17 protein-coding genes are annotated in these 15,860 nt (G+C 66.1%); 12 read left to right on the forward strand and 5 right to left on the reverse strand.

Annotated features, from left to right (window positions below):
- Nucleotides 1-10 precede the first annotated feature (10 nt).
- Nucleotides 11-793: an L-rhamnose 1-dehydrogenase Lra1 gene (lra1, locus tag C7402_RS04860; protein ID WP_112169601.1), complete on the forward strand. Its 783-nt coding sequence runs from the start codon at nt 11-13 to the stop codon at nt 791-793.
- 28 nt (nt 794-821) lie between these two features.
- Here the strand turns inward: lra1 and C7402_RS04865 are convergent, their stop codons facing one another.
- The gene (locus C7402_RS04865) at nt 822-1,814 is read right to left on the reverse strand and encodes a LysR family transcriptional regulator (protein ID WP_116609798.1); all 993 of its coding nucleotides are present in this window, start codon (nt 1,812-1,814) and stop codon (nt 822-824) included.
- A 203-nt stretch (nt 1,815-2,017) separates the two neighbouring features.
- Here C7402_RS04865 and rhaM point away from each other — a divergent pair, with 203 nt between their 5' ends.
- From rhaM to rhaS, 6 genes are all read left to right on the forward strand, one after another.
- The gene (rhaM, locus tag C7402_RS04870; RefSeq protein ID WP_116609799.1) at nt 2,018-2,332 is read left to right on the forward strand and encodes an L-rhamnose mutarotase; all 315 of its coding nucleotides are present in this window, start codon (nt 2,018-2,020) and stop codon (nt 2,330-2,332) included.
- A gap of 20 nt (nt 2,333-2,352) precedes the next feature.
- Nucleotides 2,353-3,258 carry an amidohydrolase family protein gene (locus C7402_RS04875; RefSeq protein ID WP_116609800.1) on the forward strand — a complete coding sequence of 302 codons (906 nt, stop codon included), beginning with the start codon at nt 2,353-2,355 and terminating at the stop codon, nt 3,256-3,258.
- A gap of 32 nt (nt 3,259-3,290) precedes the next feature.
- Nucleotides 3,291-4,832 carry a sugar ABC transporter ATP-binding protein gene (locus C7402_RS04880; RefSeq protein WP_244314744.1) on the forward strand — a complete coding sequence of 514 codons (1,542 nt, stop codon included), beginning with the start codon at nt 3,291-3,293 and terminating at the stop codon, nt 4,830-4,832.
- Complete coding sequence (locus C7402_RS04885; RefSeq protein WP_112169596.1) at nt 4,829-5,884, forward strand: ABC transporter permease; 1,056 nt, start codon at nt 4,829-4,831, stop codon at nt 5,882-5,884. Before C7402_RS04880 ends, C7402_RS04885 begins: the two co-directional genes overlap by 4 nt.
- A complete protein-coding gene (locus C7402_RS04890) occupies nt 5,877-6,896 on the forward strand; it encodes an ABC transporter permease (RefSeq protein WP_116609802.1) in 1,020 nt (339 codons plus the stop codon). Before C7402_RS04885 ends, C7402_RS04890 begins: the two co-directional genes overlap by 8 nt.
- Before the next feature lie 130 nt (nt 6,897-7,026).
- A complete protein-coding gene (gene rhaS / locus C7402_RS04895) occupies nt 7,027-8,034 on the forward strand; it encodes a rhamnose ABC transporter substrate-binding protein (RefSeq protein WP_112169594.1) in 1,008 nt (335 codons plus the stop codon).
- Between the two features lie 43 nt (nt 8,035-8,077).
- Here rhaS and C7402_RS04900 read toward each other — a convergent pair whose 3' ends face one another.
- Complete coding sequence (locus tag C7402_RS04900; RefSeq protein WP_116609803.1) at nt 8,078-8,773, reverse strand: SOS response-associated peptidase; 696 nt, start codon at nt 8,771-8,773, stop codon at nt 8,078-8,080.
- An 80-nt stretch (nt 8,774-8,853) separates the two neighbouring features.
- Between C7402_RS04900 and C7402_RS04905 the strand changes: the two genes are divergently transcribed.
- The 3 genes from C7402_RS04905 to C7402_RS04915 all read left to right on the forward strand — a co-directional run bounded on the left by C7402_RS04905 (nt 8,854) and on the right by C7402_RS04915 (nt 10,661).
- On the forward strand, nt 8,854-9,180 hold the full coding sequence (locus C7402_RS04905; protein ID WP_112169592.1) for a hypothetical protein: 327 nt from the start codon (nt 8,854-8,856) through the stop codon (nt 9,178-9,180).
- 145 nt (nt 9,181-9,325) lie between these two features.
- Complete coding sequence (locus tag C7402_RS04910; RefSeq protein WP_112169591.1) at nt 9,326-10,171, forward strand: alpha/beta hydrolase; 846 nt, start codon at nt 9,326-9,328, stop codon at nt 10,169-10,171.
- Between the two features lie 325 nt (nt 10,172-10,496).
- Nucleotides 10,497-10,661, forward strand: coding sequence for a DUF1328 family protein (locus tag C7402_RS04915; protein WP_027820439.1), 165 nt, complete (start codon nt 10,497-10,499; stop codon nt 10,659-10,661).
- A 118-nt stretch (nt 10,662-10,779) separates the two neighbouring features.
- Here the strand turns inward: C7402_RS04915 and C7402_RS04920 are convergent, their stop codons facing one another.
- A complete protein-coding gene (locus tag C7402_RS04920; RefSeq protein ID WP_112169590.1) occupies nt 10,780-11,574 on the reverse strand; it encodes an SDR family NAD(P)-dependent oxidoreductase in 795 nt (264 codons plus the stop codon).
- 263 nt (nt 11,575-11,837) lie between these two features.
- Between C7402_RS04920 and C7402_RS04925 the strand changes: the two genes are divergently transcribed.
- On the forward strand, nt 11,838-13,076 hold the full coding sequence (locus tag C7402_RS04925) for a YbfB/YjiJ family MFS transporter (RefSeq protein WP_116609804.1): 1,239 nt from the start codon (nt 11,838-11,840) through the stop codon (nt 13,074-13,076).
- Nucleotides 13,077-13,362: 286 nt separating this feature from the next.
- Nucleotides 13,363-14,568 (forward strand): NAD(P)/FAD-dependent oxidoreductase, encoded by a 1,206-nt coding sequence (locus C7402_RS04930; RefSeq protein ID WP_116609805.1) that lies wholly within the window; start codon nt 13,363-13,365, stop codon nt 14,566-14,568.
- Between the two features lie 9 nt (nt 14,569-14,577).
- Here the strand turns inward: C7402_RS04930 and C7402_RS04935 are convergent, their stop codons facing one another.
- Entirely contained in the window at nt 14,578-15,102 is a 525-nt protein-coding gene (locus C7402_RS04935) for an RrF2 family transcriptional regulator (protein ID WP_112169587.1), read from the reverse strand.
- Between the two features lie 101 nt (nt 15,103-15,203).
- Nucleotides 15,204-15,854 (reverse strand): TetR/AcrR family transcriptional regulator, encoded by a 651-nt coding sequence (locus C7402_RS04940; RefSeq protein WP_116609806.1) that lies wholly within the window; start codon nt 15,852-15,854, stop codon nt 15,204-15,206.
- Nucleotides 15,855-15,860: the final 6 nt, after the last annotated feature.

Below are 15,860 nucleotides of genomic sequence, written 5' to 3' on the forward strand. Positions count from 1 at the left end.
GGAGAGACACGTGCTGCTCAAGGACAAGGTGGTGATCGTCACCGGCGGTTCGCGCGGCATTGGCCGCGCCATTGCGATTGCGAGCGCCCGCGAGGGCGCCGACGTCGCGATCAACTACTGGGGCGACAACGACGCGTCGTACGGCCGCCGCTCGGCGATCGACGAGGTGCTGGGCGAAATCGAGCGGCTCGGGCGCCGCGCCATCGCGCTGGAAGGCAACGTCGCCGCGCCGCAAACGGGCGTGGACCTCGTGCGACAGACGGTGGAGCGCTTCGGCAAGGTCGATGTGCTCGCCAGCAATGCGGGCATCTGCCCGTTCCATTCGTTTCTGGACATGCCGCCCGCCGTGCTCGAACGCACGATCGGCGTGAACCTGAATGGCGCGTTCTACGTGACCCAGGCGGTCGCGCGGCAAATGAAGGAGCAGGGCACGGGCGGCGCGATCGTGGCGACGAGTTCGATCAGCGCGCTGGTGGGCGGCGGCATGCAGACGCACTACACGCCCACGAAGGCCGGCGTGCATTCGCTCATGCAGTCGTGCGCGATTGCGCTCGGGCCCTATGGCATACGCTGCAATTCGGTGCTGCCTGGCACGATCGCCACGGACCTGAACGCCGAGGACCTGAGCGATGAAAGCAAGCGCGCGTACTTCGAAAAGCGCATTCCGTTAGGCAGGCTGGGCGCGCCCGAAGACGTGGCCGAATGCGTGGTGTTTCTCGCCTCCGAGCGCGCGCGCTATGTCACGGGCGCGGCGTTGCTGGTGGACGGCGGCTTGTTCGTCAACCTGCAATGAACGCGCGGCGAGGTGCCCATGCGAAGTGTCAGTGTGACGTGAGCGCGGCCGTGTGCGAGCCATCGTGAGCGGCGTCGTCCTGCTTGAACGGCTGCGAAAAACGTCGCAGCAAGCCGACGAAATGCTCGGCGGGCTCGGCAAGCGGCTCGTTCTTGCGCGTGAGCACGCCGAAGCCGGGCAGGCTCTTGCCGATTTCGAGCGGCAGCACGACGAGCAGCTTGCCGCGCACGTGGTCGCGCACAACGGACTCGGGCAGCATGGCCACGGCGTCGAAGCTTTCGAGCAGTTGCAGCGTGGCGAAAATCGAGGCCGATTCGGTGAGATTGGCGGGCGTGCCGAGACCGGCGCGCGCCAGTTCGCCTTCGAACAGCTCGCGCGCGGGACTCGTAATGGGCTGCGCGACCCAAGGCCAGTCCATCAGTTCGGCAAGCGTGACCTGTTCGCGGCGCGCAAGCGGATGGCGCGCACGGACCACGAGCACGAGCGTTTCGCGCGCGAGCGGCTCGAAACTGAAGTCGTTGTGCTGGAGCGGCGTGGTCAGGCGGCCGAGCGCGAGATCGACCTCGCGGCGATGCAGCAATTGCACGACCTGGTCGCTCGTTTCACCGAGGATGCGCACGTGCAGCAGCGGCCGTTCGGTCTTGAGCGTGGCGACGGCCTGCGCGAGCAGGTCGGGTGCGGCGCCCATGATCGCGCCCACGGTGAGCTGGCCGTGACCGCCGCGCCGCTTGACGTCGAGGTCGTCGGCAAAGCGCGTGAGTTCGGCCAGCGCGCGGCGGGCGTAGGCGAGCGTGACGACGCCGAGCGCGGTGGGCTGCATGCCGCGCGCGTTGCGCTCGAAAAGGCGGAAGCCGAAGGCTTCCTCGATGTCGCTCAGCATGCGGCTCGCGCTGGGCTGGGCCACGTTGATGGCGTCGGCGGCCTGATGGACGTTGCGCGCGTCGTCGAGCGCGACGAGCAGGGCGAGGTGCTTGAATCGAAGCCGGTTGACGAGTGCGACGACGGCGGTTTGATGATTCATGGAGCGATCCGGTTTGTGTATCGCCCGATCCCAACATCGGATTGGTTGGCTATCGATGCGGGAATTATAGTCGGATCACAACGCTGCTAACCACGTAAAAAACGCATGTCGTTGCGTGCCGCGCGGCCAGGGCAAACACCCAGGCAAAGCGCGCCAGGAACACACAAGCGCACGATGAGACAAGGCTGGACGGAGACACGATCATGGAGACAATGGCGTTTCGCATGCAGCTCGATCCCGGCAAGCGGGACGAATACGAGCGGCGTCACCGCGAAATCTGGCCCGAACTCGCGAGCGCGCTGCGCGAAGCGGGTGTGAAGGACTACCGCATTTTTCTCGACGAAGCGACCCATCACCTCTTTGCCGTGCTCGAACGGCGCAACGACCACACGATGGACGCGCTGCCCGATCTGCCCATCATGCGCAAATGGTGGGATTTCATGGCCGACATCATGCAGACGGACGCGCATAACGTGCCGTTGCAGCAGCCACTCGTGCAGGTCTTTCACTTGCCTTGAGCACACGCGAGGAACATGTCATGCAGGTCGTCGATCCGCACGTTCATTTCTGGAACCTCGATACGCATCATTACCCGTGGCTCGCGAATCCCGGCACGTCATTCGTGGGCGATGCACGCGAGTTCCCGCACAACTATCTGCCTGCCGACCTGCTGCGCGAGGCCGGCGACATCGACGTGCTCAAGGTCGTGCACGTCGAGGCGAACCACGATCCGGCGGATCCGGTGGAGGAAACGCGCTGGCTGGAGTCGATTGCCGACAACGCCGCGAATGCGGGAGAGGCGCGCGCGTTTCCCGACGCGATCGTCGCGGCCTGCGACCTGAGCGCGCCCAATGCCGCCGCGGTGCTCGAAGCGCACGCCGCGTTCGCCCGCACGCGCGGCATTCGCCAGATTCTCAATGTTCACGAAAACCCGCTCTACGACTATGTGGGACGGCACTACATGCGCGAGGCGACGTGGCGTGAGCACTTCGCGCGGCTGGAACAGCACGGTCTCTCGTTCGACTTGCAGATTTATCCCTCGCAGATGCAAGAGGCTGCCGCGCTCGCACGCGCGCATCCCGGCATTCAGCTCGTGGTCAACCACGCGGGCATGTTCGTCGATCGCGACAGCGTCGCCGGCTACCGCGCCTGGCGAGAAGGGCTGCGCGCGCTTGCGGCATGTCCGAACGTGGCCGTGAAGATCAGCGGGCTCGCGATGTTCGACCACGCGTGGAGCGTGGAAAGCCTGCGCCCCTATGTGCTCGAAACGATCGACGCATTCGGCGCGGACCGCGCGATGTTCGCCTCGAACTTTCCGGTGGACCGGTTGTTCGGCGGCTATTCGCAGCTCTGGCATGCGTATGCGCGGATCGTGAGCGGCGCGAGCGAGAGCGAACAGGCGGCGCTGTTTCGCGGCAACGCCGGGCGCATTTACCGCATTTGAGTGTGCGCGCAACGATAACGATGGAGACAGGCGTGGAAGCAGAAGCGAAAGTCGGAGCCGGGCAAACGCCGAGGCTCGAACTGCGTAACGCAAGCAAGTCGTTCGGGCGCGTGCGCGCGCTCATCGACGGCAGCCTGAGGCTCATGCCCGGCGAGGTGCACGCGTTGCTCGGCGAAAACGGCGCGGGCAAATCGACGCTCGTGAAGATACTCGCGGGCGTGCATCGGCCCGATGGCGGCGACATGCGCATCGACGGCGTGGAGCGCCAGTTCACGACGCCCGCGCAGGCGCGCGACGCGGGCATTGCGGTGATCTATCAGGAGCCCACCCTGTTCTTCGATCTCTCGATCGCGGAGAACATCTACATGGGGCGGCAGCCCGTGGACCGCTTCGGACGCATCGACTACGACACGATGCACCGCGAGGTCGCCGCGCTGCTCGAATCGCTCGGCGTCGAACTGAAGGCGGGCCGGCTCGTGCGCGGTCTTTCGATTGCGGACCAGCAGGTGATCGAGATTGCGAAGGCGCTCTCGCTCAACGCGAACGTGCTCATCATGGACGAACCCACGGCCGCGCTTTCGCTGCCCGAGGTCGAACGCCTCTTCACGATTGCGCGCACGCTGCGCGATCGCGGCGTGGCGATACTCTTCATCACGCACCGGCTCGAAGAGGTATTCGCGCTCACGCAGCACGTGACGATCATGCGCGACGGCGCCAAGGTGTTCGACGCGCCCACGGCCACGCTCAAGACTCAGGACATCGTGGCGAAAATGGTGGGACGCGACCTCGCCACCTTCTATCCGAAGGCCGACGTGCAGCCAGGCGAGGTGATGCTGCGCGTGCGCGGACTCACGCGGCGCGGCGTATTCAAGGACATTTCATTCGACGTGCGGGCAGGCGAGATCGTCGCGCTGGCGGGGCTCGTGGGCGCGGGGCGCAGCGAAGTGGCGCGCGCGATCTTCGGCATCGACCCGTGCGATGCGGGGCAAGTGCAGATCGCGGGCAAGCCGCTCGCGACCGGCAAGCCCGCCGCCGCCGTGAAAGCGGGACTCGCGCTCGTGCCCGAAGACCGCCGTCAGCAAGGTCTCGCGCTCGAACTGAGCATTGCGCGCAATGCGTCGCTCACGGTGCTCGGGCGGCTCGTGCGCTTCGGCCTCATTTCGACGGGGCGCGAGGTGCGGCTTGCCGGGCAATGGGGCACGCGCCTGCGCCTGAAAGCGAGCGACCTGAACGCGCCCGTGGGCACGCTCTCGGGCGGCAACCAGCAGAAGGTGGTGCTGGGCAAATGGCTCGCCACGGGGCCGAAGGTGCTCATCATCGACGAGCCGACGCGCGGCATCGACGTGGGCGCGAAGGCGGAGGTCTATGGCGCGCTCGCCGAACTCGTGAAAGAGGGCATGGCCGTGCTGATGATCTCCAGCGAGTTGCCCGAAGTGCTCGGCATGGCCGACCGCGTGCTGGTCATGCACGAAGGCCGCATCACCGCCGACATCTCGCGCGCCGACGCCAACGAAGAACGCATCATGAGCGCCGCGCTCGGCGAAACCAACATTCACCTGGGGCACGCGGCATGATGCGCCATTCGACTTCTCCTCATCCGCTGCACGGCGGCGAGCCGCGCACGCAGCGGCGCAACGCGGGCGCGCTCGCCGAAGCGATCGCCCGCAGCCGCGAGACCACGCTTTTCGTGGTCCTGCTGCTGATCGTGGGTGGCACGGCGCTCGCGCGACCGCAGTTCCTCAACCTGCAAAACCTGCGCGACGTGCTGCTCAACGTCTCCATCGTGAGCCTGCTCACGGCGGGCATGACGATCGTGATCCTGATGCGGCACATCGACCTGTCGGTTGGCTCGACGGTCGGCATCAGCGCCTACGCGGTGGGCAGCCTCTATGTCGCGTTTCCGCATATGCCCGTGATCGTGGCGCTCGGCGCGGGACTTGCCATCGGACTCGTTGCGGGCGCAATCAATGCGCTGCTCGTGGCGGTGGGGCGCGTGCCTTCGCTCGTCGCGACGCTCTCCACGCTCTATATTTTTCGCGGCGCGGATTACGCGTGGGTGCATGGCGGCCAGATCAACGCAACGAGCCTGCCCGATGCGTTTTCTCGCCTCGCCACGGGCTCGATGCTCGGCATTCCGGTGCTCGCGCTCATCGCGCTCGTGCTGCTCGCCGCGCTATCGGTCTACCTCAAGCAGTTCCGGCCGGGGCGCGAATACTACGCGATCGGCTCGAACCCGGAGGCGGCCCGCCTTGCCGGCATCAACGTGGAACGTCGTGTCGCCACGGGCTTCATGATCAGCGGCGCGATTGCGGGCTTCGCGGGTGCGTTGTGGCTCTCGCGCTTCGGCACCGTGGATGCGAGCACCGCGAAGGGCATCGAACTCCAGGTCGTGGCCGCTGCCGTGGTGGGCAGCGTCGCGATCACGGGCGGCGTGGGCACGATACTCGGCGCGACGCTCGGCGCGCTCGTGCTGGGCGTGATCAGCATCGCGCTCGTGGTGCTGCACGTTTCGCCGTTCTGGGAGCAGGCCATTCAGGGCGCGCTGATCGTGGCCGCCATTGCCGCCGATACATTGCTCGCCCGCTCCGTGGCGAAGCGCATGATGAGGAAACGCGACCATGGCTAAGCCCGCACCGAAACCCGACGCCGCGCTGCTCACGCGCAAACCCGGCTTGCCGCTCAGTTGGGAAACGCTGCTCGTCGTCATTCTCATTGCTTCGCTCGTGGTGGGGCGTGTGCTCTCGCCCGTGTTCCTCACCGGCGCGAACCTGAGCAACGTGCTCGCCGACCTGACTGAAGTCGCGCTCATGGCGCTGCCGATGACGCTCATCATCGTCGCCGCCGAAATCGACCTTTCGGTGGCTTCCGTGCTCGGCGCTTCGAGCGCGTTGCTGGGCGTGCTCTGGCACATGGGCCTGCCGATGCCGCTCGCCATGGCGCTCGTGCTCGTGGCGGGCGGTCTTGCGGGCCTCTTCAACGGTCTCGTGATCGTGAAGCTCAATTTGCCTTCGCTCGCCGTGACGATCGGCACGCTCGCGCTCTTTCGAGGGCTGGCCTATGTGCTGCTCGGCGATCAGGCGATTGCCGACTTTCCGGCGGGCTACACGCTCTTTGGCATGAGCAACCTGGGCAGCACGTTCATTCCCTTGCCGTTCCTGATCGTCGCCGCGTGCGCCGTCGTGTTCACGGTGCTCCTGCAAGCCACGGCGTTCGGGCGCGGCCTCTACGCGATCGGTGCGAACAGCACCGCCGCCGCGTTCTCGGGCATCGACGTGCCGAAGATCAAGCTGCGCCTGTTCGTGTTGTCGGGTGTGATGAGCGCGCTCGCGGGCATCGTCTACACGCTGCGATTCACGAGCGCACGCGGCGACAACGGCGAAGGCTTCGAGCTTTCGGTGATCGCGGCGGTGCTGTTCGGCGGCGTGAGCATTTTCGGCGGACGCGGCTCGATGTATGGCGTGCTGCTCTCGCTCCTGATTGTCGGCGTGCTGAAGAATGCGCTCACGCTCGTCGACGTTTCGAGCGAGACGCTCACGATCGTGACCGGCGCGCTGCTGCTCGCTTCGGTGCTGATTCCGAATCTCGCGGCGCGCTGGCGCACGCTGCGCGACCGTCGCGCGCTCGCGCGGGCGGCGTGAAGGCAGGCATGCAGGTGGTGGGCAGTCAGGCGAAAGCAGACGCCAGAGGACGAGGGAAGACGCAAGAAGACGCAAGCAAGCAGGCAGTCAATCAACCGGACACGTCCGGTATCCATCGAGGAGACGATTCATGAGAAAGCCAGTACGTCACGTGTGCACGGCGTTGCTGTGCGCGATGCTGGTGGGCGGCGGTGTCGCGGCGCATGCGGCCGGTATCAAGGAGGGGCTGAAGATCGCCTTCGTGCCCAAGCAGATCAACAACCCTTATGAGGTGATCGCCGATAACGGCGGCCTGGAAGCGATCAAGGAGTTCAAGGGCGAAGGCAAGGCGGTGGGCCCCTCGGACGCGGGCGCGTCCTCGCAGGTCTCGTACATCAATACGCTCACCACGCAGCACCAGGACGCGATCGTGATCGCGGCCAACGACGCGAACGCGCTCGTGCCGTATTTGAAGCGCGCGATGGACCAGGGCATCAAGGTCGTCACGTTCGACTCGGACACCGCGCCCGAGGGGCGGCAGATTTTCGTGAACCAGGCGAACGCGGAGAGCATCGGGCGCGGCCAGATCCAGCTCGTTTCGAAGCTCATGGGCGGCGAGGGCGAGTTCGCGATTCTTTCGGCTACGCCCAACGCGACGAACCAGAACACCTGGATCAAGTGGATGCAGGACGAGCTGAAGAAGCCCGAGTATTCGAAGATGAAGCTCGTGAAGATCGCTTACGGCAACGACGACGACCAGAAGTCGTTCGTCGAGACGCAGGGCTTGCTTCAGGCGTATCCGAACCTGAAGGCGATCGTTGCGCCCACATCGGTCGGCATTGCGGCGGCGGCGCGCTATATCTCGTCGTCGCCGAGCAAGGGCAAGGTGGTCGTGACGGGGCTCGGCACGCCTAACCAGATGCGCGCCTTCGTGAAGAACGGCACGGTGAAGGCGTTCCAGCTTTGGGATCCGGGTGCGCTCGGTTATCTGGCCGCGTATGCGGCGGCCAATCTCGCCTCGGGCACGATCACGGGCAAGGAGGGCGAGTCCTTCGAGGCGGGCAAGCTGGGCAAGCGCACGATCGGCAAGAGCGGCGAAGTGATTCTCGGGCCGCCCACGACGTTCGACGCCTCGAATATCGACAACTTCAACTTCTGAAGTCGGTTAGCGTTCATTTGCCATGGAGTGCGAAGCGACCCGGCTATGCCGGGTCGTTTTGTTGTGAAGCATCCGTATTCTGCCTGGGCGTTGCGCGCGACGGCAACGGCGCGGGCTCGGCCACCATGGCCTGCGCCGGATAAAGATTCAGAAACGTCCGCGCCTCGTCCGTCGACCGGCTCGCGAGCCAGCTCTCGTATTCCGCCGGCGGCACGATCACCACCGAGCGTTTTTCGTCGCCGGGCTTGTGAAAGCGCTGCATGAGCGGGTGATCGCTCGCGTTGACCGTGAGCATCGTGAACGAGTACGACCGGCCGGCCTCGCCTTCGTCCCATTCGCGCCATAAGCCCGCGATGGCGAACGGTGCGCCGCCGGCGAGCGCGATACGCCAGCGCACGGCCTTGCCGGTTTCGTAGTCCGGTTCGAAGAAGGCCGCGCACGGAATCAGGCACAACTGCAATTTCTTCCACGCGCCGCTGAAACTGCGCTTCCCGCCCACGGATTCGGCGCGCGCGTTCATCGTGTCGAACACCTTCACGCCGGGCGGAATGTGCTTGCGCGGCACCATGCCGAAGGTCGCCAGCAACGCTTCGCGTTCGTCGGGCGCGGCGCTCGCGCGGCGGATCACCGGCGCGGCGTAGTCCTTGTAGATCTCGTCGCGCCAGGGGTCGTCCGGCGGCGTCACGCCGTAATGCCTGAAAAGGTAGTCGCGGCGCGCTGCGGCGTAGTTCGTGCACATGGTCGTCTCTCCGTCCCGTCCTTCAGAATCATTCTGACATGTGATAGGCTGTATGGATATACAGTGTTTTGGGGCGGAAAATGGGACGCGATCATCGTCACCTCCCTCCGCTCACGGCGGCGGAACTGGCTGAAATCTACGACCGGCATCCCTCGCCCGTCGTGCTGCGGCTGCTATGGGAGATTCACCGGCTACGCTCGACCATCAGCCGCGCCAACCAGATCCGGCTCACGATCGGCACGCGGGTGGGCTCGGCGAATACGCCTGCTGGCATGTGGGAGCGCTTCGAGCGGGAACTCGACGCGGAGCCGTGCCTGAGCGATCCGCTCACGCCGCGGCAGAAAGGTTTGCTCCATCAGGGCGAGCCGGAGGGGCGGCTGCGGCGCAGGCGGCGCAACGGCGATTGAGACGCGGCGCCTGGCGCCGGTGTGTGGGTTGCCCCGCGTTTGCTGACATTTCGTCGGACGCGCTGAAATATGGCTGTAAGTGGTCCTTGCTAGAGTCGCCGAAAGCCGTTTTCTTTCGTGGCAGTCAACACAAGAGCGACTTCTCATGGCAATCGTCCGCGCGTGCTGGCTCGTTCTGGCGCTGCTTCTCAGTGCTCCCGTCTGGGCGTACCAGACGCGTATCGTCTCGATCCCGAGCGCCGCGATGCAGCGCTCGTTCGACGCGACCGTCGTGTTGCCCGACGACTACGCGCACGGCAACCACGCCGCGCGCTTTCCGGTGATCTACGTGCTGCACGGCTCGGGCGGCAGTTATGCCGACTGGACCTCCAACACCCAGATCGGCAAGCTTGCCGACCGCTATCACGTGATGCTCGTGATGCCGGACGGCGGCCACGAGAGCTGGTACATCGACAGCCCGTTCGACCCGCGCAGCCGTTACGAAACCTATGTGGGCAGCGAGGTCGTGTCGTATGTGGACACGCATTTCCGCACTATCGCCACGCGCGAGGCGCGCGCGATCACGGGCTTGAGCATGGGTGGTTTCGGCGCGCTGCGCATCGCGCTCGACCGGCGCGATACGTTCGGCGCGGCGGGCAGCATCAGCGGCGCGGTCGATCCGCGCAACTGCGAGGACGAGCCCGGCATCGCCCACGTTTTCGGCGATCCCACGCGCCACGCGTCGGTGTGGAACAACAACGCCATCGTGGATAGCGCGCAGGACTTCGAGCATGCGCATATCGCGCTCACCATCGACTGTGGCGTGAGCGACTTTTTCGTGCAGTCCAACCGCGCGCTCCATGAAAAGCTGGTCGAACTCGGCGTGCCGCACGATTATGCGGAACGTCCGGGCGGCCATACATGGTCGTACTGGTCGAATTCGATACGCTACCAGGTGCTGTTCTTCGCCACGGCGTTCCACCGCGCCGGCTGGCATTCGCAAACGGCGTGATCGCTTAGGACACACGTCCGTTCGACTCAGGACTCGCGTCCGTTCGGCTTACGACGCGCGTCCGTTCGATTTGCACGCCCGCCGCACACTTCCCGTTCGTTATCGTTTCATTTGGCACGTGCCTTGCGCTTGCGGCATGGGCGATTGCGCCGGCGAGCGCACGGCCCAAAGCCGGGCACCGCGATTGCTGTATGGGACCGGCAGGGGCGGGGCAATCGTCAGACCCGTCCTGCACATTCAGATGCCGGGCATCGAGCGGCCGCACGCGGCGCCGGGGCGCGGCGACCAACCTTGAGCCGGAGCGAACCGGAGACAGGAGGACGTCATGCTTCAATACGCTGTCATTTTTTTCATCATCGCGATCATTGCGGCCGTGTTCGGCTTTGGCGGTATTGCCGCGGGCGCGGCATCCATCGCCAAGATCCTGTTCTTCATCTTCCTCGTGGTCTTCCTCGTCACGCTGCTGCTCGGCGTTGTGCGACGCGGATAACCGTCCACCGGCCTGACCGGCGCAACCCGTGCCGCCGCCCGCGTATCGTATACGCGGGCGGCGGCACGTGCATGCCGGCTTGTGTCGCTTATGGCATCACGCGTGCATCACACGATCATCACGCGATAGTGTCCACCACGCCGCCGTCCACGCGCAGCGCCGCGCCGGTCGTCGCGGAGGCTTCTTTCGAACACGCGTAGACGATCATGTTCGCCACTTCGTCCACGCTCGCCGCGCGCCGGATGATGGACGAGGCGCGATGCGTCTGCACGAATTGCGCGGCGACTTCCTCGACGGTCTTGCCCGTTGCCGCCACTTCCTCCTTGAGCATCTGCGCCACGCCCTCTGAAAGCGTGGGCCCCGGCAGCACCGAATTCACCGTCACGCCCGTACCCGCCAGGCGCTTCGCGAGGCCGCGCGCCACCGCCAGTTGTGCGGTTTTCGTCATACCGTAGTGGACCATGTCGGCGGGAATGTTCAACCCCGACTCCGACGAAATGAACACGATGCGTCCCCAGCCGCGCTTGACCATCGCATTCGCGTAGGCGCGCGAGAGGCGCACGCCCGACATCACGTTGGTCTCGAAGAAGCGCAGCCATTCCTCGTCGGGAATCTCGAAGAAGTCCTGCTGCTGGAAAACGCCGAGATTGTTCACGAGGATGTCCACTTGCGGGTGCGCCTTCACGAGCGCATCACACCCCTGAGCATTCGAGAGGTCGCCAACGAAGCCCTGCACGCGCGCACCGGGCGCGGCGGTGCGCAGCGCGGCTTCGGCTTCGCGCACGCTGCCTTCGTTGCGGCTGCTCACGATCACATCGGCTCCGGCGATGGCGAGGCCCTTGGCCGCCGCGAGACCGATGCCGGCTGCCGAGCCGGTCACGAGCGCGAGTTTTCCAGTCAGATCGATTTTCATCCGGGTTCCTTGTGTGAGGGCTGGCGGCGCCGCGCGAACGCGCGCCGGACGGGCGGCCGCAGCGGTTCGCGCGGCCCTGATGAACGGAACCGGCAGTGTACTGCGCGCGGCCGGAACGTGCGTCCATCTTGCTTTTTATTTCGATCGATATAGAATTCGCATTTACTGTATCAGGTGATATAGAACGGCGGCAAGTCGCGCCAGGAGCATTTGCGTGCCCGTTGGCGTTGCCGGCGGCTATCCGTTTTCATGAGGTTCACTGCATGTCCACTCAACCTTCCACACTCGGCGCGGGCGTGCCGGACGCACTCGACGCTCGCGCGCTATTCGCCACGCTCGCGGGCCTTTGCGGCAGCTTCGTCGCGATCGGGCTCGCGCGTTTCGCCTATACGCCGCTCATTCCTCCGCTTATTCAGGCGCATTGGTTCACCGCCTCGCAGGCGGTGACGCTGGGCGCGGCGAACTTCGCGGGCTACCTGATCGGTGCATTGCTCGGGCGGCCGATCGCGCATGCGCTCACGAACCGCCATGCATTGCGTCTGCTCATGCTTGCCGCGACGGCGGCGTTTTTCGCCTGTGCGTTTCCGCTTTCCGTGAGCTGGTTTTTCGTCTGGCGGCTCGTGTCGGGCGTGGCGGGCGGCGCGATCATGGTGCTCGTCGCCACGTCGATCCTGCCGCACGTGCCGCCCGCGCGGCGCGGCTTCGTGAGCGGCATGATCTTCCTGGGGCTCGGGCTTGGCATCGCCGCTTCGGGCACCGTGATTCCCTGGCTGCTGCATCACGGCTTGCGCGATACGTGGATCGGCCTTGGCGTGCTCGCGCTGCTGCTCACGGCGATCAGCTGGTACGGCTGGCCGCGCGCCGACGTGCCTTCAGCGCCGCCCGTGCCTTCAATGTCTGCCCCGCCTCCTGTGCATCGTCCGGCGGGAGCGCCGCGCACTGTCTTCGCATTGCGCCTGCACTATGCGCAGTACGCGGCGAACGCACTCGGGCTCGTGCCGGCGATGATGCTGCTCGTCGACTATGTCGCGCGCGGTCTGGGTCATGGCGCGGCCTCGGGCGCACGCGACTGGGTGTTTTATGGCGTGGCCGCCATTGCGGGGCCGATCGTATGCGGGCAGGGCGCCGATCGCATCGGCTTTCGGGCGGCCTGGCGCGTCGCGTTGCTGTTGCAGGCGCTCGCCGTGGCCTTGCTCGCGGTGTCGAGCCAGACGTGGGCCATTTTCGCGGCGACGTTGACGCTCGGCGCATTCACGCCGGGCATCGTCACGCTCGCGCTGGGCCGCATTCATGAGCTCGTGCCGCACGATCATCTGGAGCAACGTGCGGCATGGAGCCGCGCGACCACGGCGTTCGCGCTGTTCCAGGCGTTGGGCGGCTATGGCTACTCATGGCTGTTCTCGCATTCGCAAGAGAACTACGCGTTGATCTTCGCGTGCGGGGCGGCGGCGCTCGCATTGGCTTTTCTCGCGGACGTATTGCTTAATCGACGCCCGGCTTGAGCGTTTCATGAACGTTTTCTGACATTGACGCGCGGCCCTTTGCACAGGGCTGCCACGTGCCCCTGAAGCCGTCGTTGACGCGATCGTTGACGAATCGGTCAACAGTGCGTCCCATCACCGGGACTTGCGTCTTTTAACTGCGACTCATAGAATCCGAGTTACGCGCTGCAACGAGACGGCGCGTTTTCCTCAGTCGTTCAGTTTTATTCAGTTACGAGGCCACGGCACTCCCGCTCGCGCCACGCGAGCCGCGCCGCACGCCCGCCCCATTTTCTGGAGATGGACCATGTCGAAGCGCATTTTGATTGTCGGGGCCGGTTTCGCCGGCATGTGGAGCGCATTGAGCGCGGCGCGTCTGATCGACGCGAACGGCCGCGACGATGTCGAGGTTGCGCTGATCGCGCCGGACCCGCATTTGCACGTGCGCCCGCGCTTGTACGAAGAAGGCCCGGCGAACATGAAGGCGCCGCTCAAGGCGATCTTCGACGCGGTTGGCGTGAAGTTCGTGCAGGGCACGGTCGAGCGCATTCATGCCGGGCGCCGCGAGGTGGATGCCGTGACCGTGGACGGCGGCCCCACGACCCTGGGCTATGACCGGCTCGTGCTCGCGACCGGCAGCCGCCTGTTCCGGCCGGCGATTCCGGGCCTCCCCGAGCACACGTTCAGCGTGGACCAGATCGACGAAGCCGCCGAGCTCGAAGCCCACCTGCTCGCGCTCGCGCGACAACCCGAAACGCCGGCGCGCAACACGGTCGTGGTGGCGGGCGGCGGCTTCACGGGCATCGAGACGGCCGCCGAAATGCCCGCGCGCCTGCGCGCCGCGCTTGGCGAGCACGCCGAGGTGAACGTGGTCATCGTGGAGCGCAACGAGGCGATCGGGCCCGATCTGGGCGCGGGGCCGCGTCCGGTCATCGAGGAAGCGCTGCGCGAGCTGGGCGTGAGCTGGCGGCTCGGCGCGGGCGTGGCCGCGGTGGATGCGGGCGGCGTGACGACGGCGGACGGCGAGCGTATCGAAGCGAGCACGGTGATCTGGACGGCGGGCGTGCGCGCGAGCACGCTCACGGAGCAGATTCCGGCGCGCCGCGACGCCGCGGGGCGCTTGTACGTCGATCGCAATCTCGCGGTGGAGGGCGTGCCGGGCGTCTACGCAACGGGCGACGTGGCTTGCGCGGCCACCGACGACGCCGGCAATCACACCATGATGTCGTGCCAGCACGCGATGAATCTGGGCCGCTCGGCGGGCCACAACGTGGCGGCCGATCTGCTCGGCCTGGAGAGCATTGCGTACAGTCAGCCGAAGTACGTGACGTGCCTCGATCTCGGGCCCTGGGGCGCCGTGTACACCGAAGGCTGGGAGCGCGAGGTGAAGCTCAAGGGCAAGGAAGCGAAGGCGCTCAAGCACCGCATCAACACGGAATGGATCTACCCGCCTCGTGCGCAGCGCGACGAAGTGTTCGCGAGCGCGGACCCGCTCCGGATCGTCGTTGCCTGACGATCAGCGTTAGCCGCGCCGGTTCGCCGCTCGGTCGGCGAACCATTCGACCACGTGGCGGCCATGCGAGGCAGGCGCTTTGGCGTTGGCGCGCGCGGCGAGGTCGGCGAGCGTGTGCTGTTTGAGTTCCTCGCGCATGCTGCGTTCGGCGGCCTGCATGACCGCGTGGATCGAACAGGTGCCGCGCGTGGCCCATGCGGGCGCGTGGTCGTCGAACAGGGCGCATTGCGTGCGCACTTCGCGGCAGTCGAACAGGCGCTTGTCGCCATCGATGGCTTCGACGACATCGTGCACCGTGATATCGCTCGCGGGCCGCGCGAGCGTGAAGCCGCCGCGAATGCCTTCGGTCGAGACCACCAGCCCGGCTTTGGCAAGCCGCGTGAACAGCTTGGCGGCGTAGTCGGCGGGCACGCCCTGCATTTGCGCGAGATCGCGCACGCTCGCCTCGCGCACGCCCGCGGGCGTGCCCGCGAGATAAAGCAGGCAGTGCAAACCGTACTCGACGCCGGTGCTGATGAAAGACGAAGTGGCCATGAGCGCTTTACCGCGACAGAATGAATCGGAGTTATGAGCGTATCACGGCGGCGTCACGCGTGGCATTGCGCTAGACATCGCGTGTGAAATCGCATGAGGCGTCAAGCGCGCGCCGCGCCTTGTTTCGCGGCCTGTTTCGCGGCCGGGCGTTCGCGGCCTGCGGCCGGCAGCAAGCCGAGCAGCGTGAGGGCGGGCGAAACCGCGCCGACCAGCCAGTCGGGTTCGGGATGCACGCGCGCGATCACGCGCAGGCCGAGCAGCACCGCGAGCAGATGCTGTGCGGCGACGTCCGCCGCGACCGTGCGCAAGATTTCGCCGCTGCGTTGGCCCGCTTCGAGGCAGCGCAGGAAGAAGTCGCGAATTTGTGTGAATTCGGCCGTAATCGCAGCGCGCAGCGTTTCGTCTTCGGGTGTGGCTTCCAACGCGGAGTTCACCATCAGGCAGCCGCGCTGGTCGCCGTCGTCCAGCGAGCGCTGCACGATTTCGCCGAAGAACGCGGTGATCGCCGTGCCCGGCGACGCCGATGCCTCCAGGCGCGCGATGCGCTCGCGCAGCGTGCGGTCGAGATAGTGCTCGATCACGCGCAGAAAAAGCGCGCGCTTGTCGCCGAACGCGTTGTAGAGGCTCGGCTGCGTGAGGCCCGTGACCTTCACCAGCTCGCGAGTCGAGGTTGCTTCATAGCCGTGCGTCCAGAACGCGGCGCACGCGGCGTCGAGCACCTGGGATTCGTCGAATTCGCGGGGGCGGCCCATGGCGGG

This window comes from Paraburkholderia unamae, from assembly GCF_003096875.1.
In the GTDB taxonomy this organism is placed as follows: domain Bacteria; phylum Pseudomonadota; class Gammaproteobacteria; order Burkholderiales; family Burkholderiaceae; genus Paraburkholderia; species Paraburkholderia unamae.